A 25,059-nucleotide genomic window follows, 5' to 3' on the forward strand; every position below is an offset into this window, starting at 1 on the left:
GAATGATCGTCGTGACCGGAGGCGCCGGTTTCATCGGTTCAAACATCGTTGCGCGGCTGACAGCCGAGACCGCCTATGATGTCGTCGTCTGCGATCGGTTGGAGACGGCCGACCTGGCCAAGTGGAAGAACCTGGCCAAACACGCGATCGCTGACTTCTGGTCGCCCGAAGAATTGTTCGAACAGCTGGAGCGCCACGCCGAGCGGATCGAGGCCGTGGTTCATATGGGCGCGATTTCTTCGACGACCGAGCCGGACGCTGACCTGATCCTGCGGACCAACTTCACCCTGTCGCGCGACCTATGGGACTGGTGCGCAATTCGGGGCTCGCGGATGATCTACGCGTCTTCCGCTGCCACCTATGGCGACGGCGAAACGGGCTTCAACGACGATGACGATGCAGACTCATTGTCGCAGCTTCGCCCGCTAAATGCGTATGGCTATTCGAAAATGCTGTTTGACCAGTATGCTGTTCGGCAGGCGGATCGGGGTCAGGCGCCGCCCCAGTGGGCGGGGCTGAAGTTCTTCAACGTCTATGGCCCAAACGAAGGTCACAAGGGTGGAATGAAATCGGTCGTGGCTCAAATCTGGCCCAAGGTCGAGGCTGGCGAGACTGTGACCCTGTTTCGGTCGCACAATCCGAACTATGCGGATGGCGGCCAGATGCGGGACTTCGTCTATGTCGACGACGTGGTCGATATCATTGAGTTTCTGCTTCAGTCGCCGCAGGTCTCGGGCATTTTCAACGCCGGATCGGGTCAGGCGCGGTCGTTCGCCGATCTTGCGCTCGCCACTTTCGACGCCGCCGGCAAGACGCCCTCCATCGACTATGTCGATACGCCCCTGTCGATCCGCGACCGCTACCAATATTTCACGGAAGCCCGCATGGACCGCATCCGCGCCGCAGGCTTCGAGGGTCATTTCACGCCGTTGGAAGAGGGCGTGCGGCGCTACGTGCAGGACTTCCTCGCCACGGCTGATCCGTACCGCTGATGCGTCGGCTGACCTTCAGGCAATGGGTCGGATATGCAGGCTTCGCCGCCGTCTTCGTGCTGACGGCGGCCGTCGCGGTTTGGAGCGGCGACATCCTGAGGGCAGGTCTGGACCCGCAGGTGCCGTTTCAAACCTACAAGCCGCCGCCCGCGCCCGACTATCGAAAGACATCCTCCTGGGCGCTGATCGATCAGGGCGCGCCTAACCAGGCGGCGGTCTTCTTCGTCATGCCGACCACTTTCGATGGCGGGGCCGAGTGGAATGGGCCGATCGACGATGCGCGGGCCAACGCCTATATGCGTCGCGTCGTGCTGCCCAACTATGCGTCGCCCTTCGCCCGAGAAGGCAGGGTCAGCGCGCCGCTTTATCGCCAAGCCAGCCTTTATACGCGACTGACCTTGCGTGACGACGCGCGCGAAGCGCGCGCCTTCGCCTATGAGGACGTGAAGGCCGCCTTCGAATTGTGGCTGCAGCGGCATCCCTCTGGCCCCATCGTTATCGCGGGGGTCGAACAGGGCGGGGAGCTGACGGCGCGCCTGGTTCGCGACCAACTCCGCGCCGAACCGGCGCTGAAGGACAGGCTTGTCGCCGCCTATCTGATCGAGACCCTGGTCGGGAGCGAGATGTTCCGGCAGGCGATCTCACCCTGCGACGCCGCTGGTCAAACGGGATGTGTAGTGGCCTGGGCGTCGGTGCAGGACGGCGACGAACCGGGCGCGCGGCGAAAGCTGAGACGCGCTCTGGAATGGGACGATCGCGGCGATCTGGTGAACTTGTCGACCGATCCCATCTGCGTGAATCCAGTGACGGGTGCTGCGAGCCAGCCGCGCGCCCCTGCGCGTCAGCACAGCGGCGCGACCAATGCGACCGGCCTGGAATGGGGCGCCCGACCGGCTCTCACTGGTCGGTTGATCTCCACCGAATGCCGTGGCGGCCTGTTGTGGCATAGTGCGCCGGACGCCGATTTCTTGACGGCTGGCGGCAGCTGGGCGGATCGGCGCAAGATCGTCCCCTATAATCTTTTCTACGGCGACATCGAGCGTGACGTCAGCGTGCGTCTGGCGGCCTGGCGGGCCAAGCACGGCCTTTAAAGCGGCCGTCCTCCCGGTTTGTCTGGCGCCGCTCGCGCGTAGCGGGTAAGCTTGCCGCGTCAGGGAGGGATCTGAATGGACGTGACCACCATCTTCGCCGGCGTCGTGCTGCTGCTGGCCATCGTGCTGTTGATCAGCGTGATCAAGATCGTGCCGCAAGGCCGTGAATTTACGGTCGAACGCTTCGGCAAGTACACCAAGACGCTGAGCCCTGGCATCGGCTTTCTGACGCCGTTCGTGGAACGCGTCGGCCGCCGCATGAACATGATGGAACAGGTGCTGGACGTGCCGACCCAGGAGGTCATCACCAAGGACAACGCCATGGTGAAGGTCGATGGCATCGTCTTCATCCAGGTGATGGATTCCGCCCGCGCCGCCTATCGCGTCGACGATCTGCCCTATGCGATTTCGCAGCTGTGCATGACCAATCTGCGGACCGTCGTCGGTTCAATGGAACTGGATGAGGTGCTGAGCCAGCGCGACAGCATCAACACGCGACTGCTGCATGTCATCGACGCAGCGACCGAGCCGTGGGGAGTCAAGGTCAATCGGATCGAGATCAAGGACCTGACCCCGCCGACCGACATCACCAACGCCATGGCCCGTCAGATGAAGGCCGAGCGCGAACGTCGGGCCGTCATCACCGAGGCCGACGGCGAGAAATCCGCCGCCATCGCCCGCGCCGAGGGCGCCAAACAGGCTGCCATCCTTCAGGCCGAGGGTCGCAAGGAAGCCGCCTTCCGCGACGCCGAGGCGCGCGAGCGCGAGGCCGAAGCCGAGGCCCGCGCCACGGCCATGGTGTCGGAAGCCATCGCCCGCGGAGACGTCAACGCCATCAACTATTTCGTGGCTCAGAAGTACGTCGAGGCCTTCGCGGAACTGGCGCGCAGTCCGCAGCAGCGCACTGTCATCGTGCCTGCCGAAATGGGAGCCCTGGTCGGCACGATCGCCGGCATTGGCGAGATGGTCAGCCTGGCCAAGGATCAAAACTCGGCCGCGACGCCGCCCGTGCGGCCCGCGCCGCCCCGCCGCCCCGCCGGGGGCTCGGTTCCACCCTCGGCCTGATCCAAGGAGGCTGACCCATGATGTCGCTTGCTGATCTCTATGTCGCCCAGCCGTTCTGGATCTGGTTGGCGATCGGGGTCCTGCTGCTGGCGGTCGAGGCGATGTTCTCGACCGAATGGCTGCTGTGGCCCGCTGTTTCGGCCGGCGTCGTCGCGGTCATGACCGCAGCGGGCGTGCGGTTGGGGGTGCCGGGCGAGGTCGCGGTCTTCGCGGTTCTGACCGTCATCGCCACCCTGCTGTCCCGTCGTCTGATCTCCAAAGCCAATCCCGACGGTCCCGACATCAATGACCGCGACAGCCGTCTGGTCGGCCAGCGGGCGAGGGTGGTCGAGACGTTCGTTTCGGGCCGTGGCCGCGTCTTCATCTCCGGGGCCGAATGGCCGGCCGAGATCGTGGGCGAGGCGCCGGTCGAAGGACAGGATGTCGTCGTGATGCGCGTGAACGGCTCCTTGCTGACGGTGCAATCACCCGTCTGAACGCAACGGTCGCATCGGCGTTCGTCAGGCATGACAGACAGCCAGAACGCCGTCACGGACGGTTTGCCGACGCCTAGGCGCTACTGGGCCATCGTATCCATCGGCTTGGGCATCACGCTTGCCGTTCTGGATGGCGCGATCGCCAATGTCGCCCTGCCGTCGATTGCGCAGGAATTACAGGCGTCATCGGCCGCCTCGATCTGGATCGTCAACGCTTATCAGATCGCCATCGTGGTCGCTCTTTTGCCACTGGCGTCGCTGGGCGAAATCGTTGGCTATCGGCGTGTGTCACAGGCGGGACTGGCCGTGTTCACCCTGGCCTCCATCGCGTGTGTGTTCGCCAACTCCATCGAGACGCTCAGCCTCGCCCGCGTTGTTCAGGGGTTCGGTGCAGCGGGCATCATGAGCGTCAACGGAGCCTTGGTCCGTTACACCTATCCGCAGCGACTGCTGGGTCGCGCGGTCGGAATCAACGCGGTGATCGTTTCGCTGGCGGCGGCGGCGGGGCCGACCATCGCCAGCGCAATCTTGGCTGTCGGACACTGGCGCTGGCTGTTTGCGCTGAATGTGCCGATAGGCCTGTTAGCGGTGTCGCTGGCGGGTTTCACCCTGCCGCACAACCGACTTCAGCCGCGAAAGCTGAATTGGGTCGGGGCTGCGCTGAACGCCGCCGCGTTTGGCCTGTTGATCACCGGCCTTCAATCGCTGGCGCATGGCGAAGCGGCCGTTTTGGGTTTCGGTCTGACAGGGGCAGGGCTGGCAGCCGGGATCTTGCTGATTCGCCACGAGCGCTCACGGACATCGCCGCTGATCCCCCTCGACCTGCTGGCGCGACCGATGTTCAGCCTGTCGGTCGCAACCTCGGTCATATCCTTCACCGCTCAGATGATGGCGTTCGTGGCCTTGCCCTTCTTTCTCCAGGCAGCGTTGGGGCTTACGGCGGTCCAGACCGGCTTGCTTATGACGCCTTGGCCACTGGCGACCATGATCGCAGCGCCGCTGGCCGGCCATCTGTCTGATCGCTATTCGGCGGGCGTGCTGGGCGCCATCGGCCTTAGCCTGTTTGCTTGCGGCCTGATGGCGCTCAGTTTTCTCAATGCCGATTCGAGCCATTTCGACATCATCTGGCGCATGGCCCTTTGCGGCGCGGGCTTCGGACTTTTCCAGTCGCCCAACAATCGCGCCATGTTGTCGGAGGCCCCGAAAGATCGCGCCGGCGCAGCGGGAGGCTTCCTGGGCATGGCGCGGGTCGTCGGGCAATCCCTGGGCGCCGTGGTGGTGGCTTTCCTGCTGTCGGCCGCGCCGATCAACGGCGTCGGTCACGGGTTCCAGATCGCGGCCGTCACGGCTCTGTTTGGCGCGGTGATGAGCGGGTCGCGCGTCCGCCGAGGTCCAGCCGAGCCGGACAAGGAGGTGGAGGCGGTCTAGCGCCGGGGCAGTTCCGCGACACCGCGATTCGCCAGTTGGTCGGCACGTTCGTTCAGTTCATGTCCAGCATGACCCTTCACCCATCGCCATTTCACGTCGTGACGCAGGCGCGCCGCGTCCAGCCGCTGCCACAGGTCTGCGTTTTTCACAGGCTTCTTGTCGGCCGTCAGCCATCCGCGCGCCTTCCAGCCGCGCATCCATTCGGTGATTCCCTGCATCACGTACTTGCTGTCGGTATGCAGTTCGACCTTGCAGGGCCGTTTCAGGGCTTCCAGCGCCATGATCGCGGCCATCAGCTCCATGCGATTGTTGGTCGTGTTGGGCTCGCCGCCCCACAGTTCCTTCTCGTGGCCACCGCCGGCCTGAAGCACGGCGCCCCAGCCTCCTGGGCCCGGATTGCCCTTGCAGGCGCCGTCGGTGTGGATGATGACGTGATCGGAGGGACTCATGGTCGCGCAGACCTACAGCCTCCCTTGGCGCGGGGCCATCACTGCGCCTATATGCGGGTCGAATAAGAGTGGATGGGATCGGATGACCGATCCCCGCGAGGAGAATACGCCATGGGCTCCATGAGCATCTGGCACTGGGCCATCGTCATCGTCGTCATCGCGCTGCTGTTCGGCGGCCGGGGCAAGCTGTCGGGCATCATGGGCGACGCCGCCAAGGGCATCCGCGCCTTCAAGGACGGTTTGAAGGACGAAGACAAGAAGGACGGCCCGCACGAAGGCGTCAGCTCGCTGCCGCGCACCGAGGCGGAAAAGGAAGAGCTGAAGCGCTAGTCGTCGTCTGTAAGGGCTGACGCATGGGCGGGCTCGGCCCCGGTATCGGGGGTTTCGAATTAGTGGTGATCGGTCTGGTGGCCCTGCTTGTGGTGGGGCCAAAGGACCTGCCTGTCCTGATGCGTCGCGTCGGTCAGATGGTGGCCAAGGCGCGCGCCATGGCCAATGAGTTCCGATCCAGTTTCGACGAGATGGCGCGTCAGTCCGAACTGGACGACCTGCGCAAGGAGGTCGAGGCGCTGCGGACGGGGCAGGGGGCCATGTATCCCCTGGGCGCCGAGGCGGACGCCGCCTTCAAGGACATCAACGCCGGATTGACCGGGCCGACTGCGGCGGCTGCCCTGCCTGCGCCCGAAACGGAGGCGCCGATCATGACGTCTGCGGCCGACGAATGGCCTGACACGCCGGCGCCTGTTGAGCCCGTTACGGCGACGAAACCCAAGCGAACAGTCCCAAAGACCAAGGCGGGGACGTCCGTCTCCGGATCGGCGACGGCCAAACCTCGGTCAGCCGCCAAACCGAAGACCGCCGCGCCAGCCGCCAAGACCAAGCCTGTAGCCGCCAAGCCCAAGACCTCGCGCAAGAAAGCCGTTGACCTGTGACGCCTTCCGATCGTGACGAGGCCGAGATCGAGGCGTCGCGTGCGCCGCTGATGGATCACCTGATTGAGCTGCGCGGGCGGCTGCTTATCTGTGTGGTGGCTTTCTTCCTGGCCTTCATCCTTTGCTTCGCCTTCGCCAATCAGATTCAGATTGCGCTGATCAAGCCGTATCAGGCCGCCGTGGCGATCCATGCCGCAGCTTTGGCGACCGGCGGTCACGCCAATCCCATCGAACTGATCGCGGTGATGACGGGGATCAAACCTTATCCGCCAGGCAGCGCCGCCGTTGTCCAGCTGATCGCCACGGCCCCGCTGGAACAGCTCTTCACCAAGATGAAGATCGCGGCCTTTGGCGCGGCGGTCCTGACCTTCCCTGTCATGGCGTGGCAGATGTACCGGTTCGTGGCGCCGGGTCTCTATCGCAACGAGCGCGGGGCGTTTCTGCCATTCCTGATCGCCGCGCCTGTGATGTTCTGCTTGGGCGGGGCGCTGGTCTATTACGTCATGCTGCCGTTCGTGATGCTGTTTTCGCTGAGCCAGCAGGTGGCGACCGACGGCATATCCGTGGCGCAAACCACTAAGATTTCCGACTACCTCAGCTTGGTCACCTCCCTGCTGCTCGCCTTCGGTCTTTGCTTCCAGCTTCCTGTGGTGACGACTCTTCTGGGCCTCGCCGGTCTGATCAGTTCCAAGGTCATGGCGGCCGGTCGGCGCTACGCCATCGTCGCCGTGGTCGTGGTCGCAGCGGTCGTCACGCCGCCCGATCCGATCAGCCAACTGATGCTGGCCGTGCCGCTGGTCATTCTCTACGAGATTTCAATCTGGTGCGTGCGACTGATCGAGCTGCGCCGCAAGAAGGCGGACGATCTGGAAGCCGAGATCGCTTAGCGCCACGGCGGCGCGTCGGTCGCTGCTCGAAACAGCCAGGCCATGCAAAAAAGGCCGGGGAGCGATCCCCGGCCCTTTGTCTTGACTGCGATCAGGTGATCAGCAGCTGTAGTACATGTCGAACTCGACCGGATGCGGGTGCAGTTGCAGACGCATCACTTCTTCCATCTTCAGCTCGATATAGCTGTCGATGAAGTCGTCATCCATGACGCCGCCCTTCTTGAGGAAGGCGCGGTCCTTATCCAGGTTCTCCAGCGCTTCACGCAGCGAGCCGCAGACCTCGGGGATCGAGCCGCGCTCTTCCGGCGGCAGGTCGTAGAGATTCTTGTCGGCGGGCGCGCCCGGATCGATGCGGTTCTCGATCCCGTCCAGACCGGCCATCAGCAGGGCGACAAACGTCAGATAGGGGTTGCCCATCGGGTCGGGGAAGCGGGCTTCCAAGCGCTTGGCCTTGGGCGAGGAGACGTGCGGGATGCGGATCGAGGCCGAACGGTTGCGGGCCGAATAGGCCAGCTTCACCGGGGCTTCATAGCCGGGGACCAGACGCTTGTAGCTGTTGGTGGTCGAGTTGGCGAAGGCGTTGATGGCCTTGGCGTGTTTGATGATGCCGCCGATGTACCACAGACATTCCTGCGACAGACCAGCGTACTTGTCGCCGGCGAACTGGGGCTTGCCGTCCTTCCAGATCGACATGTGAACGTGCATGCCCGAACCGTTGTCCGCAAACATCGGCTTGGCCATAAAGGTCGCCGACTTGCCGTATGCGTGGGCCACATTGTGGATCACGTACTTATAGAGTTGCAGGCGGTCGGCCATGGTCAGCAGGTCCGAGAACTTCAGGCCCAGTTCGTGCTGAGCCGGAGCCACCTCGTGGTGGTGCTTCTCGGGCTGAAGGCCCAGATCGCGCATGACGCCCAGCATTTCGCCACGCAGGTCCTGTCCGGAATCGACCGGATTGACGGGGAAATAGCCGCCCTTGGGCCCAGGGCGATGGCCCATATTGCCTTCGGAATATTCAGCACCGGTGTTGGCGGGCAACTCGGTCGAATCATAGCTGTAGCCGGTATCGTGCGGCTGGGTGGACCAACGCACGTCGTCGAAGATGAAGAACTCGGCTTCCGGTCCGAAGAAGACCTGGTCGCCCACGCCCGATGACTGGACGTAGGACAGCGCCTTCTTGGCCATCGAGCGGCTATCGCGGTTGTAAGGCTCGCCGGTGTCCGGGTTCAGCACGTCGCAGAACAGGAACATCGTCTTCTGCTGATAGAAGGGATCGATATAGGCGGTGGTCAGGTCCGGCTTCAGCAGCATGTCGGACTCGTTGATGGCCTTCCAGCCGGCGATCGACGAGCCGTCGAACATCGTGCCTTCGTTCAGGAAGTCCTCGTCGACCAAATCGACGTCGAAGGTGACGTGCTGCAGACGGCCGCGCGTGTCGGTGAAGCGGACGTCCACATATTGGACCTCCCCATCCTTGATCTCTTTGAGGATCTTGCTGGCGCTCATTCTCGGAAAGTCCTGTTCTTGTCGTTTGGGGAGGAGACCGGACAGCGACCCGAGGGCCGAAGGCCGGGGAGGGTAGTCAGGTCAGACGGCTTGGGCTCCGGTTTCGCCGGTGCGGATGCGGATCACCTCGGCGACATCGGACACGAAGATCTTGCCGTCGCCGATCTTGCCTGTGCGAGCCGAGGTTTGAATGGCCTCGACAACCGCGGGCGCAAGGTCGTCGGCGACGACCACCTCGATCTTGATCTTGGGCAGGAAGTCGATGACGTATTCCGCGCCTCGATACAGTTCGGAATGACCTTTCTGGCGACCATATCCCTTGGCCTCCAGCACAGTCATGCCTTGCACGCCCACGTCCTGGAGCGCCTCTTTGACGTCATCCAGCTTGAAGGGCTTGATGATGGCTTCGATTTTCTTCATGGCGACCCCGGAGCGGCGCACGGAATGCAGCGGCGCTCGGGCGCGAATGGGACACAGCAGGGCCGCTCAAAGCAAGCGATTTTCGCAGGCTGGCGAAGGATAATCGGAACGCGGATGATAGAAACCAACGACCCGGCGATCTGGCGCAATTTTCTGCCTTGGCCGAGCGCAGAAACGCACAAGCATACGCGCGGACGCTTGGCGGTCGTTTCAGGAAAGGCGCATCACACCGGCGCTGCGCGACTTGCAGCTCATGCGGGTCTCAGGATGGGCGCTGGAGTCGTGCGAATCCTCTGTCCGCCAGATGCGGCGTCGGTGATCGCGCCGGCTGTGCAAGCGGTGATGTTGAAGCCTTTTTCTTCACCCGAAAACTTAAGTCGGGAAGCCACCGGCAGTGACGCCATCGTGATCGGACCTGCCGCAGGGCTGGACGACGCGACGATCGCAAACATTCAGGCGCTTGGCTCGACCGGCGCCGTTTTGGTGATCGACGCGGATGGTCTGTCGGTCTTCAAAGGTCGGACTGCGGAACTACTCGCGGTGTTGGATCGTGACGATATCCTGACGCCGCATGAAGGTGAGTTTGAGCGACTTTTCCCAGGCCTGCTCGCCCAAGGTCGTGAAACGGCCGTTCAGGACGCGGCGCGAGAGGCACAAGCCACGATCGTCTTGAAGGGCGCCCAGACGCTGATCGCATCGCCTGATGGTCGCATCCGCCGAAATGAAAACGGCTCGCCGTGGCTGGCGACGGCCGGAACCGGCGACGTCCTGGCCGGCATGATCGGCGGATTGGCCGCCCAGCGCATGGACAGCTTCGATGCCGCTTGCGCCGCTGTTTGGCTTCATTCCGATGCTGCAGAGCGTTTTGGCCCGGGGCTGACATCGGATGATCTGTACGATGTCCTGCCGAAGTCGTTGTTCGAGCAGTGGATGGCTTCCGCCACCTAGCGCGTCCCACCGCCGGCTAATCACTATATTTCATATAATATATCTTAGGCGATAACGTGATCGCGCTGTTCAGGGCTGCAAACGGCTGTCTTGAGCTTGGCGTTGAATGGTCACTGGCGTGCCCGCCGGTTTGGGCTGCCGTGTCAGACCGACGCCTTTGACCCACAGCTTCAGCGCCTCCCAATGGATCGCCGCGACCACCTTGAACGTCATCAGCGGGATCGCTGCAGCCGCAGCCGCGATGTTGCGATCCTCCAACCGTTCCCGCTTGGCCGCCATAGCGGCCGTGATCAGCACGCCTTCAGCATCTAGCCCATCGATCGTCATGTCGAGGCGATCGCCCGGCGTATGACCACGGAACTGGTAATCCATCTCCATGCCCATAAATGGCGACACATAGAGCGCCTTGGCCGCGCCCTGACGAATGACGCCTGCGGCCTGATCTTCGATCGGGATCGGAATGACATAGGCGTGGCGGATGCCGAAGGTGCTGGTCACCTCGTACACCATGGCGGCCAACCGTCCGTCGGGCCAATGGCAATAGTAGATGCTGATCGGGTTGAAAACGTATCCGAGGACGCGTGGCATGGTTAACAGGCGGACAGTTCCGCCCTTTAAGTCGATGCCGGCTTGAGCCATCCACGCATCCACCTGAGGACGCAGCGCGCCAGAACCGTCTCCGTAATCCTTGTCATGAAAGGACAACAGATTGAATCGATTGCGCGAAAACAGGCGCAGGCGCGCGTCCACATCATCGATTTCCGACAGGTCGAGCAGGAGCCAGAAGACGCGATAGTTCAGCTTATGGATCTTGGGGCGAAGGCGTCGGTGCATAACCCGGCCGCGATAAAGGGCCGAGCTGAGTGTCACGCGGCACGTTCCAGCTGCGCGCCCATAGGCGTCGTCAAATGAATGCGCCCGCTTTCGTTCGCGACGGACCAAGGGCGACGCACGCCGCCGAGTTGTTCGGCGACGGCGAGGCCGGATTGCAGGCCATCCTCGTGGAAGCCCGCGCCGAAGTGGGCCCCGCAGAACCAGACGCCCCCCTGCCCTTGCAGGCTCCACAACTGCTTTTGAGCCTCTATGGCGGCGGGATCGAAGACGGGGTGCTCGTACAGTTCGCTGCGTAAAATCGTGTCGGCCCGCGGCGGACGTGGCGGGTTGAGCGTCACGAAAAGGTCGTTGCCCGGCAGACCTTGCAAGCGGTTCATCCAATAGGTGACGCAGAGGCCGTCGTCCGCGCCGATATAGTTCCAGCTGGCCCAGGCGCGATGGCGATGCGGCATCAGCCCGGCGTCGGTATGCAGGACGGTCAGATTTCGGCTGTACCGGAAGGCGCCGAGCAGCGCCTTCTCGCGCGCCGTTGGTTCGGCCAGCATCGCCAGAGCCTGGTCCGCATGGGACCCGATCACGACCTGGTCGTAGCACTCGACCCCGCCTTGGCTGTCGTGAACGAAGACGCCATGGTCGCTACGCCGCACGGACGTGACGCTGTGGTCCAGCCGAATGTCCTGGATGGCACGAGCAAGATGTTCGACATAGACGCGGCTGCCACCCTCGACGGTGCGCCACAGCGGCCGCCCCACCAGTTTCAGCAGGCCGTGATTACCGCAGAAACGGATGAAGGACTCGGCCGGATAGTCCATCAGCGTGTGCGCCGGCGATGACCAGATCGCGGCGGCCATAGGCAACAGGTGATCGTCGCGGAACGCCTCGCTGAAGCCTTCCCGCTTTAGATAGTCACCGAGCGTCAGCGAGGAATCGGACATTGCAGCCAAATCCTTTGGCGCGTCGCGATAAAAGCGCAGGATTTCGCTCAGCATCGACCAGAAGCGAGGACGCAGGGCATTGCGACGCTGAGCAAACAAGCCTGGCGCGGCATATTCGAACTGTCCGTCATCCAGTGAAACAGCGAACGACATATCCGTCGCGCGTGTCGGGATCCCCAAATGCTCGAACAGGGCGATCAGATTGGGATAGGTCGCGTCATTGAAGCAGATGAAGCCAGTGTCGACCGCAATGTCGCCGGAAGGCACGCTGGCCATCACCGTATTCGAATGCCCGCCCAGGCGGTCGCCCTTTTCGTAAAGCGTCACGTCATGGCGTTTCGACAGAAGCCAAGCCGAAGACAGCGCGGCGACGCCAGATCCGACCACAGCGATCTTTTGACGTTCGGCAGAGGGCGTCGCGGACGACAGAGGCATGAAAACTCCGAAAGATACGCCGCAGCGCAATCGCTAGGGCATGAACGGATTACGGGTCGCCGTCATGTTCGGATCGCGATTGATCCAGACATTTCCGCTGAGCGTATTAGTGTTCATGCATGCCGAGCCGTTATCCTTCGCATCAACGCCATGTCGGTCCAACCGCGTGAAGGCGCTCGACAGCTTGCCTGATCCGCTGCTGCACGATCGGCTGATCGAACAGATCGCCCTGAGGCGCGATCGTGACGCCTTCGCTGCACTCTTCGCCTATTTCGCACCGCGGCTGAAGGCCTGGCTGATCAAGTCGGGCGCGACGCCCGGAGCGGCCGAAGACTTCGCGCAGGACGCCATGCTGACCGTGTGGCGCAAGGCCGATCTGTTTGATTCGTCCAAGGCGCGCGCCGCCACGTGGATTTTCACCATCGCTCGCAACCGTCGGCTTGACATGCTGCGCCGTGACGCGCGTCCCCTGCCGACGCCCGAAATCGAGCTGGCGGGGGACGACGTCCGCCGGCCCGATGAACTGCTGTCGATGTCGCAAGACGCGGACCGCGTGCGCGACGCTCTGGCGCGGCTCAGCGCCGACCATGTCGAGGTTCTGCGTCTGGCCTTCTTCATGGACAACTCTCATTCAGAGATCGCCAAACATCTCGGCCTGCCGCTCGGCACCGTCAAATCCCGTATTCGTAACGCCATGACCAAGCTTCGTTTGATCCTCGCGCCGTCCGAGGACGCTGCGCGATGAAACCTCAGCGCAATCCCTCCGAAGAACGTTTGCTGGCCTATGCGGCCGGCACGCTCAGCCCGCCCGAGGCTGTTGTGATGGCGGCGCATCTGGCGATGCGGCCGGCCAATGACGCCTGGGTGCGCGACCTGCAGTCGGTCGGCGGCGAGTTCCTGGACGAGACTCCCCCCTCCCCCTTGTCGAATGATGCGCTCGCCTTGGCGATGGCGCGGATCGAGACGGATGCCGGCAAAGCCAATCACAGCGCGCCCCTGAACGACATGCCCGAGCTGCCCGAGCCGCTGCGGCGGTATGCGCTGGGCCCATGGCGCTGGGTCGGGCCCGGCATGCGCGTGCGCGATGTCCATGCGCCCCGGGATGGTGATTGTCGTGTCATTCTTCTGAAGATCGAATCCGGTCGAGAGACGCCAAAACACACGCATGGCGGCGTCGAGCTGACCTGCGTCATCTCCGGCGCTTACGCGACCGAAACCGAGCGTTTCAACGTGGGCGATTTCGAAGAGGCGGACCCGGATGTGCTGCACCAACCCCGTGTGGTGTCGGACGAGCCGTGCCTGTGCGTCGTCGCGCTCGACGGTCAGATTCAGCTGGATGGGTGGGTCGGCAAGCTGATCCAGCCCTTCGTTCGCCTGTGACGGCTCTCGCGACCATTTGGGGTGTCGCCGCCCTCTTTCTCGTTGTCGTCATGTCTACGGCTTGGCTGGTTCAGAAACGAACCGGCCAGGGCGGTTGGGCGGACGCGTTCTGGTCGCTTGGACTGGGAGCGGCCGGTGTCGGCGTCGCGTTATTCCCCATCGACGGCGCCGCTCCGTCGTTGCGCCAGTATCTTGCGGCGCTTCTGATCGGCCTTTGGGGCTTGCGGCTAGGGTCCCACATCGCTGTTCGCGCCGCCCACGAGGAGCGAGAAGACGCTCGCTACGCGCGTCTACGAAAGGACTGGGGCGCCGGTTTTCAGGTCAAGATGTTCGGCTTCCTTATGTTGCAAGCCGGAGCCGCCGCCTTCTTGGCGCTCAGCGTGATGGCGGCGGCACGCAACCCGGCGCCGGGCCTGACGCTCCAAGATGCTGTAGCGACACTGATCTTTGTCGGAGCCCTGGTTGGAGAAGCCGTTTCCGATCGCCAGCTGGCGGCCTTCAAACGCAACCCGGCCAACAAGGGTGGAATCTGCGATGTCGGTCTGTGGGCCTGGTCACGCCACCCGAACTATTTCTTCGAGTGGGTGAGTTGGTGCGCCTGGCCCGTGTTCGCCATCAATCTGAGCGGTGAATGGCCTTGGGGTTGGCTGGCGCTGACAGGGACAGCCTATATGTACTGGCTTCTGACCAAGGTCTCCGGCGTGCCCTTGCTGGAAGAGCATATGCGACAATCAAGACCAAAGGCGTTCGAGGCCTATGCCGCCCGCACCAGCGCTTTCTTCCCTCGCCCGCCCCGGCGATGAGGCGATCCTAGTCTTTCTGAACTGATCCCAGATGCGTCTCGCCGCGTTCGCGAGCCATTTCCATCTGCCTGTGACGCTCGGCATATCGCTGCCGCTGGACCTCGTCGCGGACATCGTGACAGCGCTCGCAGCATACGCCTTCGACATAGTGAGGGGAAGCACGACCCGCCTCGTCCACTGGCAGACGACATGCCCGGCACAAGGTATGAGGACCTTGGCTTAGGCCGTGCCCGACCGAGACGCGTTCGTCAAAGACGAAACACGCTCCATGCCATAGGCTCTGATCCTCATCCACCGTCTCAAGATAGCGAAGGATGCCGCCCTCCAGATGGTGGACGTTCTCCACACCCTCAGCCTTCAGGAAGGCCGTCGATTTCTCACAGCGAATGCCGCCGGTGCAGTACATGGCCACGCGCTTGGCGCCGGTCTGCTCAATCAGGGCGCGACCTTCGCTCCGGAACCAGTCGGGAAAATCGCGAAAGCTGCGGGTATTGGGTTGGACGGCCCGTTCGAACGCGCCGATCTCGCCTTCGTAGTCGTTGCGCGTATCGATCACCAAGGTCTCGGGATCGGCGATCAGCGCGTTCCAGTCCGTGGGCGTAACGTAGACGCCCGCCTGATTGGGAGGGTCCAGATCCGGCTGTCCCATGGTGACGATCTCGCGTTTGACGCGCACCTTCATCCGGTGGAAAGGCACGGCGTCTGTCCAGGCGTATTTGAGCTCCAGCGTCTCGAAGCCTGGCATGGCGTGGATCGTGGAAAGCACCGCTGCGATGGCCGCCTCCGATCCGGCGATGGTGCCGTTCAGACCCTCCGGCGCGACGAGCAGGGTTCCCCTCACCTGCCCAGCGTCGCAGACCGCCTGAAGCGTCTTGCATACGGCTTCGGGGTTGGCCACCGGCGCGAACCGGTAGAGCGCGGCGACACGCACGGCTTGATCGGACGGGGTCTGATGGTCGGTCATGGATCAGCCCCTCGAAGGCGCCGGAGGTGGCGCGCCCAGCAGGACTCGAACCTGCAACATCCCGCTTAGAAGGCGGGTGCTCTATCCGGTTGAGCTATGGGCGCTCTGGCAAGACGTCAGGCGTCAGTGCGTCCAAGACTGCTTGCGGTTGGTGGCGAAATTGTCGGCATAGGCCTTGATGATCACCGGCGGATCGTTCGGCTCGTGCAAGCGGAAGGCGATGCCGTGACGCTCGGCGTACTCGATCGCCTCTTCCTTCGATTCGAAGCTCAGCCGAACCTGGCCGTTCATGTCGGTGGAGCTGGTCCAGCCCATCAGCGGATCGATGGTGCGCGCCGAGGCCGGTTCGAATTCCAGCCGCCAGTCGCGGCTCTTGGCCTTGCCCGACTGCATCGCAGTTTTGGCCGGGCGGTAGATGCGAGCCAACATGGCGAAATCCTCAGTGACGGCGGGGTCTGCGACCCTGCCATAACGCGCGCTGGACATATGATCCAGCGGCCTTCCGTTGGTCGGGGCGAGAGGATTCGAACCTCCGACCCTCTGGTCCCAAACCAGATGCGCTACCAGGCTGCGCTACACCCCGGACCGAACGGAGCGCTCTATTGGCACTTCGCGACGCGATCCGCAATCAAGGCTTGAAATAAGGATGTAAAACTTTGTCGCCAGGCTTGGCGTTGATTTCGGCCGCCCGCCCTGCCCGCAGTTCCAACACGCCGTTGGCGGCGCCATTGGAAGGGATCGGCGCCTCGGAGAACGGCGTGGCGTGCGAGGCGATGGAGACGATCCGGCCTTGCGGATCGATGTACAGAATGTCCAGCGAACTCGGCGTGTTGCGCATCCAGAAGCTTTGCTCGCGCGGCGCTTCGCCCGGCCATTGGAACAGCATCCCACGGTCGGCCTCGAGCGGCGGACGAAACATCAGCCCCCGTTGACGTTCGGGCTCTTCATCGGCGATTTCGACCCAGAACTGATGCTCGCCCGACGTGGTCACGACGGCCAGTTTCTGCAGCGGCTCGCCATTGGGGCCGACCGGCGCCTTGGCCGCGCATCCGGCGAGCGCGAGCATAATAAGCCCCGCCATCGCAAAACGTCTCGTCGCCTTGATCATACGCCTCTCCTGGGCGCTGGATCAGTCGCCCGTTCTGATGTCCGCCACCACCAGACCTTTGGGTCCGTTGGCGAATCGCACCCGCACCGCATCGCCAGGAATCAGATCATCCAGGCCGCAGCGACGCAGGGTTTCGATGTGGACGAAGATATCGCCCGGCTCGCGATCACGCACGACGAATCCGTAGCCCTTGGTGCGATTGAACCACTTGACCAGGGCGGTCTCCAACTGTTCGTCACTTTCGGCGACCGGCCGTGGCGGCGGCGAAGTCACAGGTCGACGCACGGCGGGCGTCGCTTCGCCCTCGCCCAGGTCATGGATCTCGATCGTCTGCCAACCCTTGGCGCGCTTGACGCAGTCGCACGTAATGGTCGCGCCTTCATCGGCCGCGTCACGGCCGAGATCGCGCAGGCTGCTGATATGCAGCAGGATGTCTCTCGTTTCGGTCAGGGTCGGATCGTCAGGGACGATAAACCCATAGCCCTTGACGGCGTCGAACCACTTCACGCGCCCAGTGACGCGAACGGTCTGCGCCGTTTCCGTCTCTCTAAAGTCAGACACTTAAAAACCCCCGCCCGCGCCTCCAACGGACTCGTTTTATATTTAACACCGTTCCGCGAAATTTTGAAAAGCGGAAAATGCGCGTCTATGCAGAAGCTTGCGTTCTGGGGAGTGCACACGCGCGTCGTGGACGCTGGCGAATGACCGCCTGTTTCGTCTGCAATCTTGATTGGGGCTGTTTCTCGGGAGCCTCAAAAGGCTCAACCATCGTCCTGCCCGCGTGGCAGTCCCTAGGGGAGTCGAACCCCTCTTTTCAGGTTGAAAACCTGACGTCCTAACCGATAGACGAAGGGACCGCTGCGCGGGAGAGCCGGCGATATAGCCGCGCCCTCGGGGCGGTGCAAGCGTGGATTTTCAGTTTTTTGAAGCCGTCGTCAGATCATTCGAGGATCGGCGACATCCTCGATCTCGAACTGCACGCCCTTGCGGCCATTCCAGTCGTCAGCCTTCAGCCGGCCCACGACGCTCAGCCCGCCCTGGCCCGACAGCAAGGCCTGGCCCGTCGGCAGATCGGCGCAGCGCCAGGCGATGGCCTTGACCGAAGCGCCATCCGGACCGACCAGACGGCACCGCACGTGACCACCATTCATGGCGACGGGTTCGCGGGCTTGAACCCCGCTCAGGGCGAAGCTGGGTTCAGGGTTGGCCGGGCCGAATGGGGCCAGACGCTCAAACGATTCGAACAGATCGCGCGTCGCCGCCGCCGGGTCGATCAGCGCGTCGATCTCAAGCACGTCCTGGGCGACAGCCTCGACTCTTTCGGCAGCGAGTCGCTCGTTCAGAAAGGCGGTCAGCTCGGACACGCGCGCACTGTCCATCGTCACGCCTGCCGCCATGGCATGACCGCCGCCAGCGAGCAGGATCCCGCTCTCCCAGGCCGCCTGGATCGCGCGTCCCAAGTTCATGCCTGGCTGTGACCGGCCCGAGCCCTTCCCGAGACCAGTGACGGGATCGACGCCAACGACGATCACCGGCTTGCGCCAGCGCTCGCGCAAACGGCCGGCGACGATCCCGACGACGCCCGGATGCCAGTCCTCGCCCGCGACCACGACGACGGCGCTCTCGTCGGCATGGGCGCCGGTCGCCTCGACTCGACGAACGGCGGCGTCGGTGACGGCCCGCTCCACATCGCGCCGCGATAGATTCAGGGCATCGAGTTCGATCGCCAGGGCCTCCGCCTCGGCCGGGTCGTCCGTCGACAGCAGCCGTGCGCCGAGGTCGGAGCGACCGATGCGTCCTCCGGCATTGATGCGCGGCCCCAGGATGAAACCGGCATGATTGCTTTTGGCCGGTCCCGGTTCGGCGCCGGCCGCCGCCAACAGCGCGCGCAGACCCGGATTGCGCCAGTCGCTCATGACCTTCAGCCCAAGGCCGGTCAGCGCGCGATTGAAGCCGGTCAGGCCGGTCACGTCGCAGATGGCGCCCAGCGCCGCCAGATCCAGCCACTGGCGAATGTCCGGCACGGGCTTCTCGGCGAACAGGCCCCGCCGACGCCCCTCCCGGTTCAGCGCCGCCAGAAGCACGAACACGACCCCCGCCGCCGCCAGATTTCCCTGACCCGAGTTGCAGCCCGGCCGGTTCGGATTGACGACCGCCAACGCCGTCGGCGGCTCGCTGCGCATCAGGTGGTGATCGATCACGACGACGTTCAGGGCGATGGCGGCCGCATGGGCCAGGGCTTCGTTCGCTGCAGCCCCGCAATCCACCGTGATGACCAGATCGGCGCCCGAGGCCTTCAGCGTATCGAATGCCCTGGCGCTGGGGCCGTAACCTTCGGTCATCCGGTCCGGAACATAGATCGAAAGCGTATGTCCCATCGCCCGGAACCAACGCACCAGCAAAGCCGCGCTGGAGGCGCCGTCCACGTCATAGTCCGCGAAGACATGGATGTTCGCCTTGGCCTGTAATGCGTTCAGGATCGCATCGGCGGCCGCATCCATGTCCATGAAGCTTGAGGGATCGGGAAACAGGGCGCGCAGGGTCGGGCTAAGGAAATCTTGGCCCTGGTCTGCGCGTACGCCCCGCGAGGCCAAGGCCCGGGCCAGCGGTTCTTCCAGGTTCAGGGTCTGCATGTGCGCGCGCGTCGTGGCGGCATCGGCCGGACGTTGACGCCAGGCGCGCCCGGACAGGGACCGAGACACGCCGAGGAATGCGTTCAGTGTCTTTGCGCCGCCGTCGTCTGCCATCAGCGCATTATCGCGGGATTCTGCCTCCCGCGCGACCGGTCATCGCGTCGGGCTGCGGTCGAGCCGCGGCGGAGCCTTTGCCCTGTCACGCAGGCTTTGGGCGAAGGCCTCGATATCCGCCTGGGTTCGGACGGCGTCAGGCGACACCGGAACGGCGTTCACGGCCGCGCGTGTTTCGGCGGCGAGCGCCTCGGCGTTGCCGAGCGTCCAGTCGATGCGTGCGATCTCGCTGGTCAGCGTCGCGCTGTCGCCTTGGAGACGCTGCACATTTGACGCGACCTGAGTGACCGGCGGCAGGTCGGTCGGCGCTGCCGGAAAGTCTTCCCAGCGCGGATAGCGCCGATTGGCGTCGACCAGTTCCTGGATACGCGGCGCCAACGGCGAGACGGCCTCAGTCTTAGACGCGGATGCCCCAATACAGCCGCTCAGTGGCGTCGCGGTCGCGACTGCGGCGATCAGGATCATCTTTTTCGAGTGCGACGCGTTCATTTCCTTGATGGTCTTATGCCATCATCGCGGTGCGCGGAAGGGCGGATGAACCGCCCTCTGGCGCAGGAAGCGCGCAGGACGATCATGGCCAAGACTCCCAGAACGCCGACAGACGCCCCCGACCGCCCCGCACGCAAGGCCGGACGTCCGACGTCCGCCAAGCCCCGCCCGCCTCGGCAGCCTCGGCAGCCTAAGTCGAAACCTGCCGAAACGCGGGAGGCCGTCTCTGAAACCCATGCAGAGCCGACTCTTGAGCCGACCGCAGCGACGTCCAACCAGGCCGAGGTGATCGAAACCCTGTCGATGAATCTAGCCAAGGCGGCCATGATGGCCCAGAGCGCGATCGCCGAGGCGGCGCTGACCCAGGCCGATCGGCCGGCCGCCCTTTCCGCCGATCCCTTCAACGTCGCTCCGGCCATGACGTCAGTCATGACCAGCCTGGCCGCCCAGCCTGACAAGATGATTCAGGCCCAGGCCGACCTGTTTGGCCGCTATATGCAGCTCTGGTCATCGACGGCGCGTCAGGCGGCCGGCGAGGCGCCCGATCCTGCACCGGTCGACAAGCGGTTCAAGGATCCGGCCTGGTCTGAGAACCCCATGTTCGACATGATGCGGCGGTCGTATCTGCTGACATCGGACTGGATGAACGGCCTGATCGCCGGGGTCGAGGACGTCGATCCGACGCTGAAACGTCGCGCCCAATTCTTCACCCGCCTGCTGACCGACGCCTTCTCGCCGTCCAACTTTTTGGCCTCGAACCCCGTCGCGCTGAAAGCCTTGGCGGAGACCAGCGGCGAATCGCTGGTGAAGGGCATGCAGAACTTCGCCGCCGATCTGGAGCGTGGCGGCGGATCGCTGCGCATCAGCCAGGCTGACTACGGCAAGTTCGTCGTCGGCGAGAACGTCGCCACAGCGCCGGGCCAGGTCGTGTGGCGCGATGAGCTGTTCGAACTGATCCAGTACGCGTCTACGACCGACACCCAGCACGAAATCCCGCTGCTGATCTTCCCGCCATGGATCAACAAATTCTACATCATGGACCTGCAGCCGGCGAACTCGCTGATCCGCTGGCTGTCGGCTCAGAGCTTCACGGTCTTCGTCTGTTCCTGGGTCAATCCGGACAAGGACAAGGCCGGCTTCGGCTTCGACGACTATCTGGAAAAGGGCATTTATCGCGCGGTCGAGAAGACGCTGGAGCAGGCGGGCACGAAGCAGCTGAACGCCGTGGGATATTGCATCGGCGGCACCCTGCTTGGCGCTGGTCTGGCGCACATGGCGGCCAAGGGCGACAAGCGCATCGCCGCCGCTACCTTCTTCGCCGCTCAGCATGACTTCGCCGAGGCCGGCGACCTGCTGCTGTTCACCGACGAACACTGGATCGCCGAGATCGAGCGTCAGATGGATGCGGCGGGCGGCGTCCTGCCGGGCGCGGCTATGGCCGAAACGTTCAACGCCCTGCGGTCCAACGACCTGATCTGGTCCTTCTTCATCAGCAACTATTTGCTGGGCAAGGATCCGCCCGCCTTCGACCTGCTGTTCTGGAACGCAGATCAGACGCGGATGCCCAAGACGCTTCACCTGGAGTATCTGCGCCAGATGTATGGGGCCAACGCCCTGGCCAAGGGGCAGTTCGAGATCGGCGGCCTGACGGCGGATCTGTCGAAAGTCGAGATCCCGCTCTATTTTCAGGCCAGCCGCGAGGATCACATCGCGCCGATGAACTCGGTCTATCGGTCCGCCAAACTGTTCGGCGGCAAGGATGTGACCTTCACCCTAGCCGGGTCAGGTCACATCGCCGGCGTCATCAACGCCCCGGCCGCAAAGAAATATCAGCATTGGACCAACCCTGCCCTGCCCGCGACCTTGGCCGAATGGCAGGCTGACGCCGTCGAACATACCGGCAGCTGGTGGGAGCATTGGTCGGCCTGGCTCGGCGCGCGTTCCGGCGCTCAAATCCCCGCTCGTGACCCCGCCAAGGGTCCGCTCAGGCCCATCGAGCCAGCGCCGGGCAGCTATGTGAAAGTGAAGTCTTGAACCGTCTCGAACCCAACGCCCTGCTCGCCGTCAGCACAGGCGTCGCCTTGATCCTGCTGATCATGACGGCCAGCCTGTTCGGAGAACCGGGCAACACGATCAAATATGTGATATCGGCCGTCATCTGCGCGGCCGCTTTCGTCCTGCTCAACGAACGGATGGCGCGCGCGATGAAACGACCGGTCGCTCAGCCGCTGATCCACGTCAGCGCGCCGGGCACGGCGGTCTGGGCCGGACTGTTTCCATTGATCGTCATCGCCATGGCCTGCGTGCCCGTATTCTTCGCCGGTCACGACTATGGGCTGCTGGTGATCATCGCCTCGGTCATCTTCGGCCTGACGGTCGATTCAGCCGTCCGCGCACACCGGGCCTAGGCCGAGACGAACTTCAGCGCCACGCCGTTGTTGCAGTAGCGCAGGCCCGTCGGACGCGGACCGTCGTCGAACACATGCCCCTGGTGTCCCAGACAGCGGGCGCAATGGTATTCGGTGCGTGGAATGCCGATGGCCAGGTCACGCTTCTTGCCGATATTGGCGGGGATGACGTCATAGAAGCTGGGCCAGCCGGTGTGGGAATCGAACTTCCACTGCGATCGGAAGAGCGGCAGATCGCAGCCCTTGCAGACGAAGGTCCCGCGTGCGTGCTGATCGTTGAGCGGGCTGGAATAGGGACGCTCCGTCCCCTCGTGCCGCATCACGCGCCAAGAGGCGTCGCCCAAGCGTCGTCGCCAATCCGCATCGGACACCCGACGATAGGGCGAGGCTGCGTACTGCCCCTCCCCGGCTTCGGACGTTTCAGGCGAACAGGCGGACAGGGCGAGCGCGCCGGCGCCCATCAGAAGGCCCCGGCGATGCAGGATCAGGGACTGGGTCATGTCCCTGATACGACGACGGTCGCGGAATGGTTTCAGACCTCAGATCAGACCGGTCGCCTCATCCAGGCCCAGCATGATGTTCAGGTTCTGCACCGCCGCGCCCGACGCGCCCTTGCCCAGGTTGTCGAGCAAAGCGACCAGCCGCGCCTGCTCGCCATTGCGATCGCCGAAGACATGCAAGCGCAGGCGGTTGGTGCCGTTCAGGCCTTCGGGCTCGATGCCGGTCATGGCCTCGGTTTCCTCCAGGTCGGCGACCTCGACGAAACGCTGGCCGTCATAGGCCTCGACCAGGGCGCCGTGCAGCCGTTCGACAGAAGGGGTTTCCGGCAGGGCTCCCAGATGCAGCGGAACCTCGACCAGCATGCCCTGGCGGTAGTTGCCGACCGCCGGCGTGAACAGCACGTCTCGGCTCAGACCTGTGTGTTTGGTCATTTCGGGCACATGCTTGTGCCTAAGCGTCAGACCATATGCGCGATAGGCGGTCGTAGCGCCCCCACTGTTTTCTCGGGCCGCCTCGAACTCGGCGATCATGGCCTTGCCGCCGCCGGAATAGCCCGACACCGCATTGACCGTGACCGGATAGTTGGCTGGAACCAGACCCGTCTTCACCAGCGGCCGCACCAAAGCGATGAAACCCGTGGGATAACAGCCGGGGTTCGACACGAACTGAGAGCGCGCAATCAGCGCACGCTGCCCGGCATCCATTTCAGGAAAGCCATAGGCCCAGCCCGGCGCGACCCGATAGGCGGTCGAGGCGTCGATCACCTTGACCGACGGGTTGGCGATCATGGACACGGCTTCCCGCGCGGCATCGTCGGGCAGACACAGGATAACCGCATCGGCGCCGTTCAGAGCCTCGCGCCGTGCATCCGCATCCCGACGTCTGTCGCCCAGCAACAGCAGAGTCAGATCCGGGCGCGCTTCCAGCCGCTCGCGGATTTCCAGCCCCGTGGTGCCGGCCTCGCCGTCGATGAAGATGGTATGGGTCATTTGTCTCTCCCGTCCCTTCTCCGCTTAAGGAGCAAAGGCGCAAGAAAAAGGGCGCTCCGGGTCTCCCCGAAGCGCCCCAAATCCAAACCGCGTAAACGCGATCAGCGCTTCGAGAACTGGAAGCTGCGGCGAGCCTTGGCGCGGCCGTACTTCTTGCGCTCGACGACGCGGCTGTCGCGGGTCAGGAAGCCGTGCGGCTTCAGGACCTTGCGCAGTTCCGGTTCGAAGTGCGTCAGGGCGTGCGACAGGCCGTGGCGGATGGCGCCGGCCTGTCCCGACAGACCCGAACCTTCGACGGTGCAGATCACGTCATACTGCGTGGCGCGGTCCGAGACGGTCAGCGGCTGAGCGATCATCATGCGCAGCACGGGACGAGCGAAATACTGCTCCTGGTCCTTGCCGTTGATGGTGATCTTGCCGGTGCCGGGCTTCACCCAGACGCGAGCGATGGCGTTCTTGCGCTTGCCGGTCGAATAGGCGCGGCCCTGTGCGTCCAGCTTCTGGACATAGACGGGCGCGTCGTTCTCGACCGAAGAGCTCAGGCCCTTCAGAGCGTCGAAGCCGGTTGCGGTTTCGGTGTTGGTCACGTCGGTCATGCTCAGACGCTCCGGGTGTTCTTGGGCGACGCCGACTTGAAGTCGATCGTTTCCGGTTGCTGGGCTTCGTGGTCGTGCGCGGCGCCGGCGAACAGGCGCAGGTGCGTCATCTGCTTGCGGGCCAAGGGGCTTTCCTTGGGCAGCATGCGCTCGACGGCCTTTTCAAGCACGCGCTCGGGGAAGCGGCCGCCCAGAACCTTCTCAGGCGTGGTCGACTTGACGCCGCCCGGGTGACCGGTGTGGCGATAGTAGATCTTGTCGGTGTTCTTCTTGCCCGTGAACACCACCTTGTCGACGTTGGTGACGACGACATAGTCGCCGCAATCGACGTGCGGGGTGTAGTCGCCGCGGTGCTTGCCGCGCAGACGGTTGGCGATGAAGGTCGCAAGGCGGCCCACCACGACGCCTTCGGCGTCGATGTGGATCCACTTCTTCTCGACCTCGGCCGGCTTCAACGAAGCCGTAGTGCTCTTCAGCATGAGGGGTTTCCTGGAGACGAAAATCGGGTCCGGCCCCCGAGGGAACCGAATGAAGGCGCGCTGATACAGGAGACGATTGGTCGCGTCAACGCGCACGACAACGCCGCATTTGCCACAACGTATTGTTCAAACACAGTTTTTCAAATACGGTATTAAAATACCCAGCGTAACTGGCGTGAGAAGCGTTACGGCGTAAC

Annotated in this window: 29 protein-coding genes and 3 tRNA genes; 14 read left to right on the forward strand and 18 right to left on the reverse strand. The window is 63.7% G+C overall.

Going from position 1 to position 25,059, the window contains the following annotated elements; translation table 11 throughout:
• The first annotated feature begins 2 nt into the window (after positions 1-2).
• The 5 genes from rfaD to AC3WRC_RS08930 all read left to right on the forward strand — a co-directional run bounded on the left by rfaD (position 3) and on the right by AC3WRC_RS08930 (position 5,052).
• Positions 3-992: an ADP-glyceromanno-heptose 6-epimerase gene (gene rfaD, locus AC3WRC_RS08910; RefSeq protein WP_492303608.1), complete on the forward strand. Its 990-nt coding sequence runs from the start codon at positions 3-5 to the stop codon at positions 990-992.
• Positions 992-2,083 carry a DUF3089 domain-containing protein gene (locus AC3WRC_RS08915; RefSeq protein WP_492303609.1) on the forward strand — a complete coding sequence of 364 codons (1,092 nt, stop codon included), beginning with the start codon at positions 992-994 and terminating at the stop codon, positions 2,081-2,083. The genes rfaD and AC3WRC_RS08915 overlap by 1 nt, the downstream gene beginning before the upstream one ends.
• A gap of 75 nt (positions 2,084-2,158) precedes the next feature.
• Positions 2,159-3,148 carry an SPFH domain-containing protein gene (locus AC3WRC_RS08920; protein ID WP_066551520.1) on the forward strand — a complete coding sequence of 330 codons (990 nt, stop codon included), beginning with the start codon at positions 2,159-2,161 and terminating at the stop codon, positions 3,146-3,148.
• 17 nt (positions 3,149-3,165) lie between these two features.
• Positions 3,166-3,624 (forward strand): NfeD family protein, encoded by a 459-nt coding sequence (locus AC3WRC_RS08925; protein WP_492303610.1) that lies wholly within the window; start codon positions 3,166-3,168, stop codon positions 3,622-3,624.
• Positions 3,625-3,654: 30 nt separating this feature from the next.
• Entirely contained in the window at positions 3,655-5,052 is a 1,398-nt protein-coding gene (locus tag AC3WRC_RS08930) for an MFS transporter (protein WP_492303611.1), read from the forward strand.
• Here the strand turns inward: AC3WRC_RS08930 and rnhA are convergent.
• A complete protein-coding gene (gene rnhA, locus AC3WRC_RS08935; RefSeq protein WP_066628408.1) occupies positions 5,049-5,501 on the reverse strand; it encodes a ribonuclease HI in 453 nt (150 codons plus the stop codon). The two genes, AC3WRC_RS08930 and rnhA, sit on opposite strands and share 4 nt — an antisense overlap.
• Before the next feature lie 111 nt (positions 5,502-5,612).
• Here rnhA and AC3WRC_RS08940 point away from each other — a divergent pair, with 111 nt between their 5' ends.
• The 3 genes from AC3WRC_RS08940 to tatC are packed head-to-tail and all read left to right on the forward strand — an operon-like array spanning position 5,613 to position 7,320.
• Positions 5,613-5,831, forward strand: a complete 219-nt coding sequence (locus AC3WRC_RS08940) for a twin-arginine translocase TatA/TatE family subunit (protein ID WP_017503863.1) — start codon at positions 5,613-5,615, stop codon at positions 5,829-5,831.
• Between the two features lie 23 nt (positions 5,832-5,854).
• A complete protein-coding gene (tatB, locus tag AC3WRC_RS08945) occupies positions 5,855-6,433 on the forward strand; it encodes a Sec-independent protein translocase protein TatB (protein WP_492303612.1) in 579 nt (192 codons plus the stop codon).
• Positions 6,430-7,320 (forward strand): twin-arginine translocase subunit TatC, encoded by an 891-nt coding sequence (gene tatC / locus AC3WRC_RS08950; protein WP_055810012.1) that lies wholly within the window; start codon positions 6,430-6,432, stop codon positions 7,318-7,320. The genes tatB and tatC overlap by 4 nt, the downstream gene beginning before the upstream one ends.
• Positions 7,321-7,419: 99 nt before the next feature.
• Here tatC and glnA read toward each other — a convergent pair whose 3' ends face one another.
• Both glnA and AC3WRC_RS08960 read right to left on the reverse strand, forming a co-directional pair.
• Complete coding sequence (gene glnA / locus AC3WRC_RS08955; protein ID WP_492303613.1) at positions 7,420-8,826, reverse strand: type I glutamate--ammonia ligase; 1,407 nt, start codon at positions 8,824-8,826, stop codon at positions 7,420-7,422.
• 81 nt (positions 8,827-8,907) lie between these two features.
• Positions 8,908-9,246: a P-II family nitrogen regulator gene (locus tag AC3WRC_RS08960; RefSeq protein WP_008261682.1), complete on the reverse strand. Its 339-nt coding sequence runs from the start codon at positions 9,244-9,246 to the stop codon at positions 8,908-8,910.
• A gap of 114 nt (positions 9,247-9,360) precedes the next feature.
• Here AC3WRC_RS08960 and AC3WRC_RS08965 point away from each other — a divergent pair, with 114 nt between their 5' ends.
• Positions 9,361-10,194 carry an NAD(P)H-hydrate dehydratase gene (locus AC3WRC_RS08965; protein ID WP_492303614.1) on the forward strand — a complete coding sequence of 278 codons (834 nt, stop codon included), beginning with the start codon at positions 9,361-9,363 and terminating at the stop codon, positions 10,192-10,194.
• Between the two features lie 69 nt (positions 10,195-10,263).
• Here AC3WRC_RS08965 and AC3WRC_RS08970 read toward each other — a convergent pair whose 3' ends face one another.
• Together AC3WRC_RS08970 and AC3WRC_RS08975 are read right to left on the reverse strand one after the other, a co-directional pair.
• Positions 10,264-11,064, reverse strand: a complete 801-nt coding sequence (locus AC3WRC_RS08970) for a DUF1365 domain-containing protein (protein WP_492303615.1) — start codon at positions 11,062-11,064, stop codon at positions 10,264-10,266.
• Entirely contained in the window at positions 11,061-12,398 is a 1,338-nt protein-coding gene (locus AC3WRC_RS08975; RefSeq protein WP_492303792.1) for an NAD(P)/FAD-dependent oxidoreductase, read from the reverse strand. Before AC3WRC_RS08975 ends, AC3WRC_RS08970 begins: the two co-directional genes overlap by 4 nt.
• A gap of 79 nt (positions 12,399-12,477) precedes the next feature.
• On the opposite strand from AC3WRC_RS08975, the gene AC3WRC_RS08980 reads away from it, so the two are divergent.
• The 3 genes from AC3WRC_RS08980 to AC3WRC_RS08990 are packed head-to-tail and all read left to right on the forward strand — an operon-like array spanning position 12,478 to position 14,581.
• On the forward strand, positions 12,478-13,143 hold the full coding sequence (locus tag AC3WRC_RS08980) for a sigma-70 family RNA polymerase sigma factor (protein WP_492303616.1): 666 nt from the start codon (positions 12,478-12,480) through the stop codon (positions 13,141-13,143).
• Positions 13,140-13,778 carry a cadmium/peroxide/UV radiation responsive anti-sigma factor ChrR gene (chrR, locus tag AC3WRC_RS08985; protein ID WP_055753591.1) on the forward strand — a complete coding sequence of 213 codons (639 nt, stop codon included), beginning with the start codon at positions 13,140-13,142 and terminating at the stop codon, positions 13,776-13,778. Before AC3WRC_RS08980 ends, chrR begins: the two co-directional genes overlap by 4 nt.
• Positions 13,779-13,828: 50 nt before the next feature.
• Complete coding sequence (locus AC3WRC_RS08990) at positions 13,829-14,581, forward strand: DUF1295 domain-containing protein (protein ID WP_492303617.1); 753 nt, start codon at positions 13,829-13,831, stop codon at positions 14,579-14,581.
• A 7-nt stretch (positions 14,582-14,588) separates the two neighbouring features.
• Here AC3WRC_RS08990 and trhO read toward each other — a convergent pair whose 3' ends face one another.
• The 9 genes from trhO to AC3WRC_RS09035 form a co-directional block, all read right to left on the reverse strand.
• On the reverse strand, positions 14,589-15,545 hold the full coding sequence (gene trhO, locus AC3WRC_RS08995) for an oxygen-dependent tRNA uridine(34) hydroxylase TrhO (protein WP_492303618.1): 957 nt from the start codon (positions 15,543-15,545) through the stop codon (positions 14,589-14,591).
• Between the two features lie 27 nt (positions 15,546-15,572).
• Positions 15,573-15,649 (reverse strand) — tRNA-Arg (locus tag AC3WRC_RS09000).
• Positions 15,650-15,668: 19 nt separating this feature from the next.
• Positions 15,669-15,974 (reverse strand): ETC complex I subunit, encoded by a 306-nt coding sequence (locus AC3WRC_RS09005; RefSeq protein WP_039245189.1) that lies wholly within the window; start codon positions 15,972-15,974, stop codon positions 15,669-15,671.
• Between the two features lie 77 nt (positions 15,975-16,051).
• Positions 16,052-16,128, reverse strand: a tRNA-Pro gene (locus AC3WRC_RS09010).
• Between the two features lie 45 nt (positions 16,129-16,173).
• Positions 16,174-16,653 (reverse strand): DUF192 domain-containing protein, encoded by a 480-nt coding sequence (locus AC3WRC_RS09015; protein ID WP_052689615.1) that lies wholly within the window; start codon positions 16,651-16,653, stop codon positions 16,174-16,176.
• A 21-nt stretch (positions 16,654-16,674) separates the two neighbouring features.
• Positions 16,675-17,214, reverse strand: coding sequence for a cold-shock protein (locus AC3WRC_RS09020; protein ID WP_492303619.1), 540 nt, complete (start codon positions 17,212-17,214; stop codon positions 16,675-16,677).
• 221 nt (positions 17,215-17,435) lie between these two features.
• Positions 17,436-17,510 (reverse strand) — tRNA-Glu (locus tag AC3WRC_RS09025).
• A 78-nt stretch (positions 17,511-17,588) separates the two neighbouring features.
• Complete coding sequence (recJ, locus tag AC3WRC_RS09030) at positions 17,589-19,400, reverse strand: single-stranded-DNA-specific exonuclease RecJ (protein ID WP_492303620.1); 1,812 nt, start codon at positions 19,398-19,400, stop codon at positions 17,589-17,591.
• Positions 19,401-19,439: 39 nt separating this feature from the next.
• Positions 19,440-19,865: a hypothetical protein gene (locus AC3WRC_RS09035; protein ID WP_492303621.1), complete on the reverse strand. Its 426-nt coding sequence runs from the start codon at positions 19,863-19,865 to the stop codon at positions 19,440-19,442.
• A 108-nt stretch (positions 19,866-19,973) separates the two neighbouring features.
• Here AC3WRC_RS09035 and phaC point away from each other — a divergent pair, with 108 nt between their 5' ends.
• Positions 19,974-21,923, forward strand: coding sequence for a class I poly(R)-hydroxyalkanoic acid synthase (gene phaC, locus AC3WRC_RS09040; RefSeq protein WP_492303622.1), 1,950 nt, complete (start codon positions 19,974-19,976; stop codon positions 21,921-21,923).
• Entirely contained in the window at positions 21,920-22,297 is a 378-nt protein-coding gene (locus AC3WRC_RS09045; RefSeq protein ID WP_091746865.1) for a hypothetical protein, read from the forward strand. The genes phaC and AC3WRC_RS09045 overlap by 4 nt, the downstream gene beginning before the upstream one ends.
• Here the strand turns inward: AC3WRC_RS09045 and msrB are convergent.
• The 4 genes from msrB to rplM all read right to left on the reverse strand — a co-directional run bounded on the left by msrB (position 22,294) and on the right by rplM (position 24,862).
• Positions 22,294-22,797 carry a peptide-methionine (R)-S-oxide reductase MsrB gene (msrB, locus tag AC3WRC_RS09050; protein WP_492303623.1) on the reverse strand — a complete coding sequence of 168 codons (504 nt, stop codon included), beginning with the start codon at positions 22,795-22,797 and terminating at the stop codon, positions 22,294-22,296. The genes AC3WRC_RS09045 and msrB overlap by 4 nt on opposite strands.
• A 39-nt stretch (positions 22,798-22,836) precedes the next feature.
• A complete protein-coding gene (gene argC, locus AC3WRC_RS09055; RefSeq protein ID WP_492303624.1) occupies positions 22,837-23,787 on the reverse strand; it encodes an N-acetyl-gamma-glutamyl-phosphate reductase in 951 nt (316 codons plus the stop codon).
• 101 nt (positions 23,788-23,888) lie between these two features.
• Complete coding sequence (rpsI, locus tag AC3WRC_RS09060) at positions 23,889-24,383, reverse strand: 30S ribosomal protein S9 (RefSeq protein WP_017503896.1); 495 nt, start codon at positions 24,381-24,383, stop codon at positions 23,889-23,891.
• A 2-nt stretch (positions 24,384-24,385) separates the two neighbouring features.
• Positions 24,386-24,862, reverse strand: coding sequence for a 50S ribosomal protein L13 (gene rplM, locus AC3WRC_RS09065; RefSeq protein WP_017503897.1), 477 nt, complete (start codon positions 24,860-24,862; stop codon positions 24,386-24,388).
• Positions 24,863-25,059: the final 197 nt, after the last annotated feature.

The organism is Brevundimonas sp. EU05-FHT14B07, assembly GCF_058790795.1.

What these genes read in the sequence shown, in the direction of transcription:
- rfaD (WP_492303608.1), top strand. Translation starts at nt 3, where the DNA reads ATGATCGTCGTGACCGGAGGCGCCGGTTTCATCGGTTCAAACATCGTT.
- AC3WRC_RS08915 (WP_492303609.1), top strand. Translation starts at nt 992, where the DNA reads ATGCGTCGGCTGACCTTCAGGCAATGGGTCGGATATGCAGGCTTCGCC.
- AC3WRC_RS08920 (WP_066551520.1), top strand. Translation starts at nt 2,159, where the DNA reads ATGGACGTGACCACCATCTTCGCCGGCGTCGTGCTGCTGCTGGCCATC.
- AC3WRC_RS08925 (WP_492303610.1), top strand. Translation starts at nt 3,166, where the DNA reads ATGATGTCGCTTGCTGATCTCTATGTCGCCCAGCCGTTCTGGATCTGG.
- AC3WRC_RS08930 (WP_492303611.1), top strand. Translation starts at nt 3,655, where the DNA reads ATGACAGACAGCCAGAACGCCGTCACGGACGGTTTGCCGACGCCTAGG.
- rnhA (WP_066628408.1), bottom strand. Translation starts at nt 5,501, where the DNA reads ATGAGTCCCTCCGATCACGTCATCATCCACACCGACGGCGCCTGCAAG.
- AC3WRC_RS08940 (WP_017503863.1), top strand. Translation starts at nt 5,613, where the DNA reads ATGGGCTCCATGAGCATCTGGCACTGGGCCATCGTCATCGTCGTCATC.
- tatB (WP_492303612.1), top strand. Translation starts at nt 5,855, where the DNA reads ATGGGCGGGCTCGGCCCCGGTATCGGGGGTTTCGAATTAGTGGTGATC.
- glnA (WP_492303613.1), bottom strand. Translation starts at nt 8,826, where the DNA reads ATGAGCGCCAGCAAGATCCTCAAAGAGATCAAGGATGGGGAGGTCCAA.
- AC3WRC_RS08960 (WP_008261682.1), bottom strand. Translation starts at nt 9,246, where the DNA reads ATGAAGAAAATCGAAGCCATCATCAAGCCCTTCAAGCTGGATGACGTC.
- AC3WRC_RS08965 (WP_492303614.1), top strand. Translation starts at nt 9,361, where the DNA reads ATGATAGAAACCAACGACCCGGCGATCTGGCGCAATTTTCTGCCTTGG.
- AC3WRC_RS08975 (WP_492303792.1), bottom strand. Translation starts at nt 12,398, where the DNA reads ATGCCTCTGTCGTCCGCGACGCCCTCTGCCGAACGTCAAAAGATCGCT.
- chrR (WP_055753591.1), top strand. Translation starts at nt 13,140, where the DNA reads ATGAAACCTCAGCGCAATCCCTCCGAAGAACGTTTGCTGGCCTATGCG.
- AC3WRC_RS08990 (WP_492303617.1), top strand. Translation starts at nt 13,829, where the DNA reads ATGTCTACGGCTTGGCTGGTTCAGAAACGAACCGGCCAGGGCGGTTGG.
- trhO (WP_492303618.1), bottom strand. Translation starts at nt 15,545, where the DNA reads ATGACCGACCATCAGACCCCGTCCGATCAAGCCGTGCGTGTCGCCGCG.
- AC3WRC_RS09005 (WP_039245189.1), bottom strand. Translation starts at nt 15,974, where the DNA reads ATGTTGGCTCGCATCTACCGCCCGGCCAAAACTGCGATGCAGTCGGGC.
- AC3WRC_RS09015 (WP_052689615.1), bottom strand. Translation starts at nt 16,653, where the DNA reads ATGATCAAGGCGACGAGACGTTTTGCGATGGCGGGGCTTATTATGCTC.
- recJ (WP_492303620.1), bottom strand. Translation starts at nt 19,400, where the DNA reads ATGGCAGACGACGGCGGCGCAAAGACACTGAACGCATTCCTCGGCGTG.
- AC3WRC_RS09035 (WP_492303621.1), bottom strand. Translation starts at nt 19,865, where the DNA reads ATGATCCTGATCGCCGCAGTCGCGACCGCGACGCCACTGAGCGGCTGT.
- phaC (WP_492303622.1), top strand. Translation starts at nt 19,974, where the DNA reads ATGGCCAAGACTCCCAGAACGCCGACAGACGCCCCCGACCGCCCCGCA.
- msrB (WP_492303623.1), bottom strand. Translation starts at nt 22,797, where the DNA reads ATGACCCAGTCCCTGATCCTGCATCGCCGGGGCCTTCTGATGGGCGCC.
- argC (WP_492303624.1), bottom strand. Translation starts at nt 23,787, where the DNA reads ATGACCCATACCATCTTCATCGACGGCGAGGCCGGCACCACGGGGCTG.
- rpsI (WP_017503896.1), bottom strand. Translation starts at nt 24,383, where the DNA reads ATGACCGACGTGACCAACACCGAAACCGCAACCGGCTTCGACGCTCTG.
- rplM (WP_017503897.1), bottom strand. Translation starts at nt 24,862, where the DNA reads ATGCTGAAGAGCACTACGGCTTCGTTGAAGCCGGCCGAGGTCGAGAAG.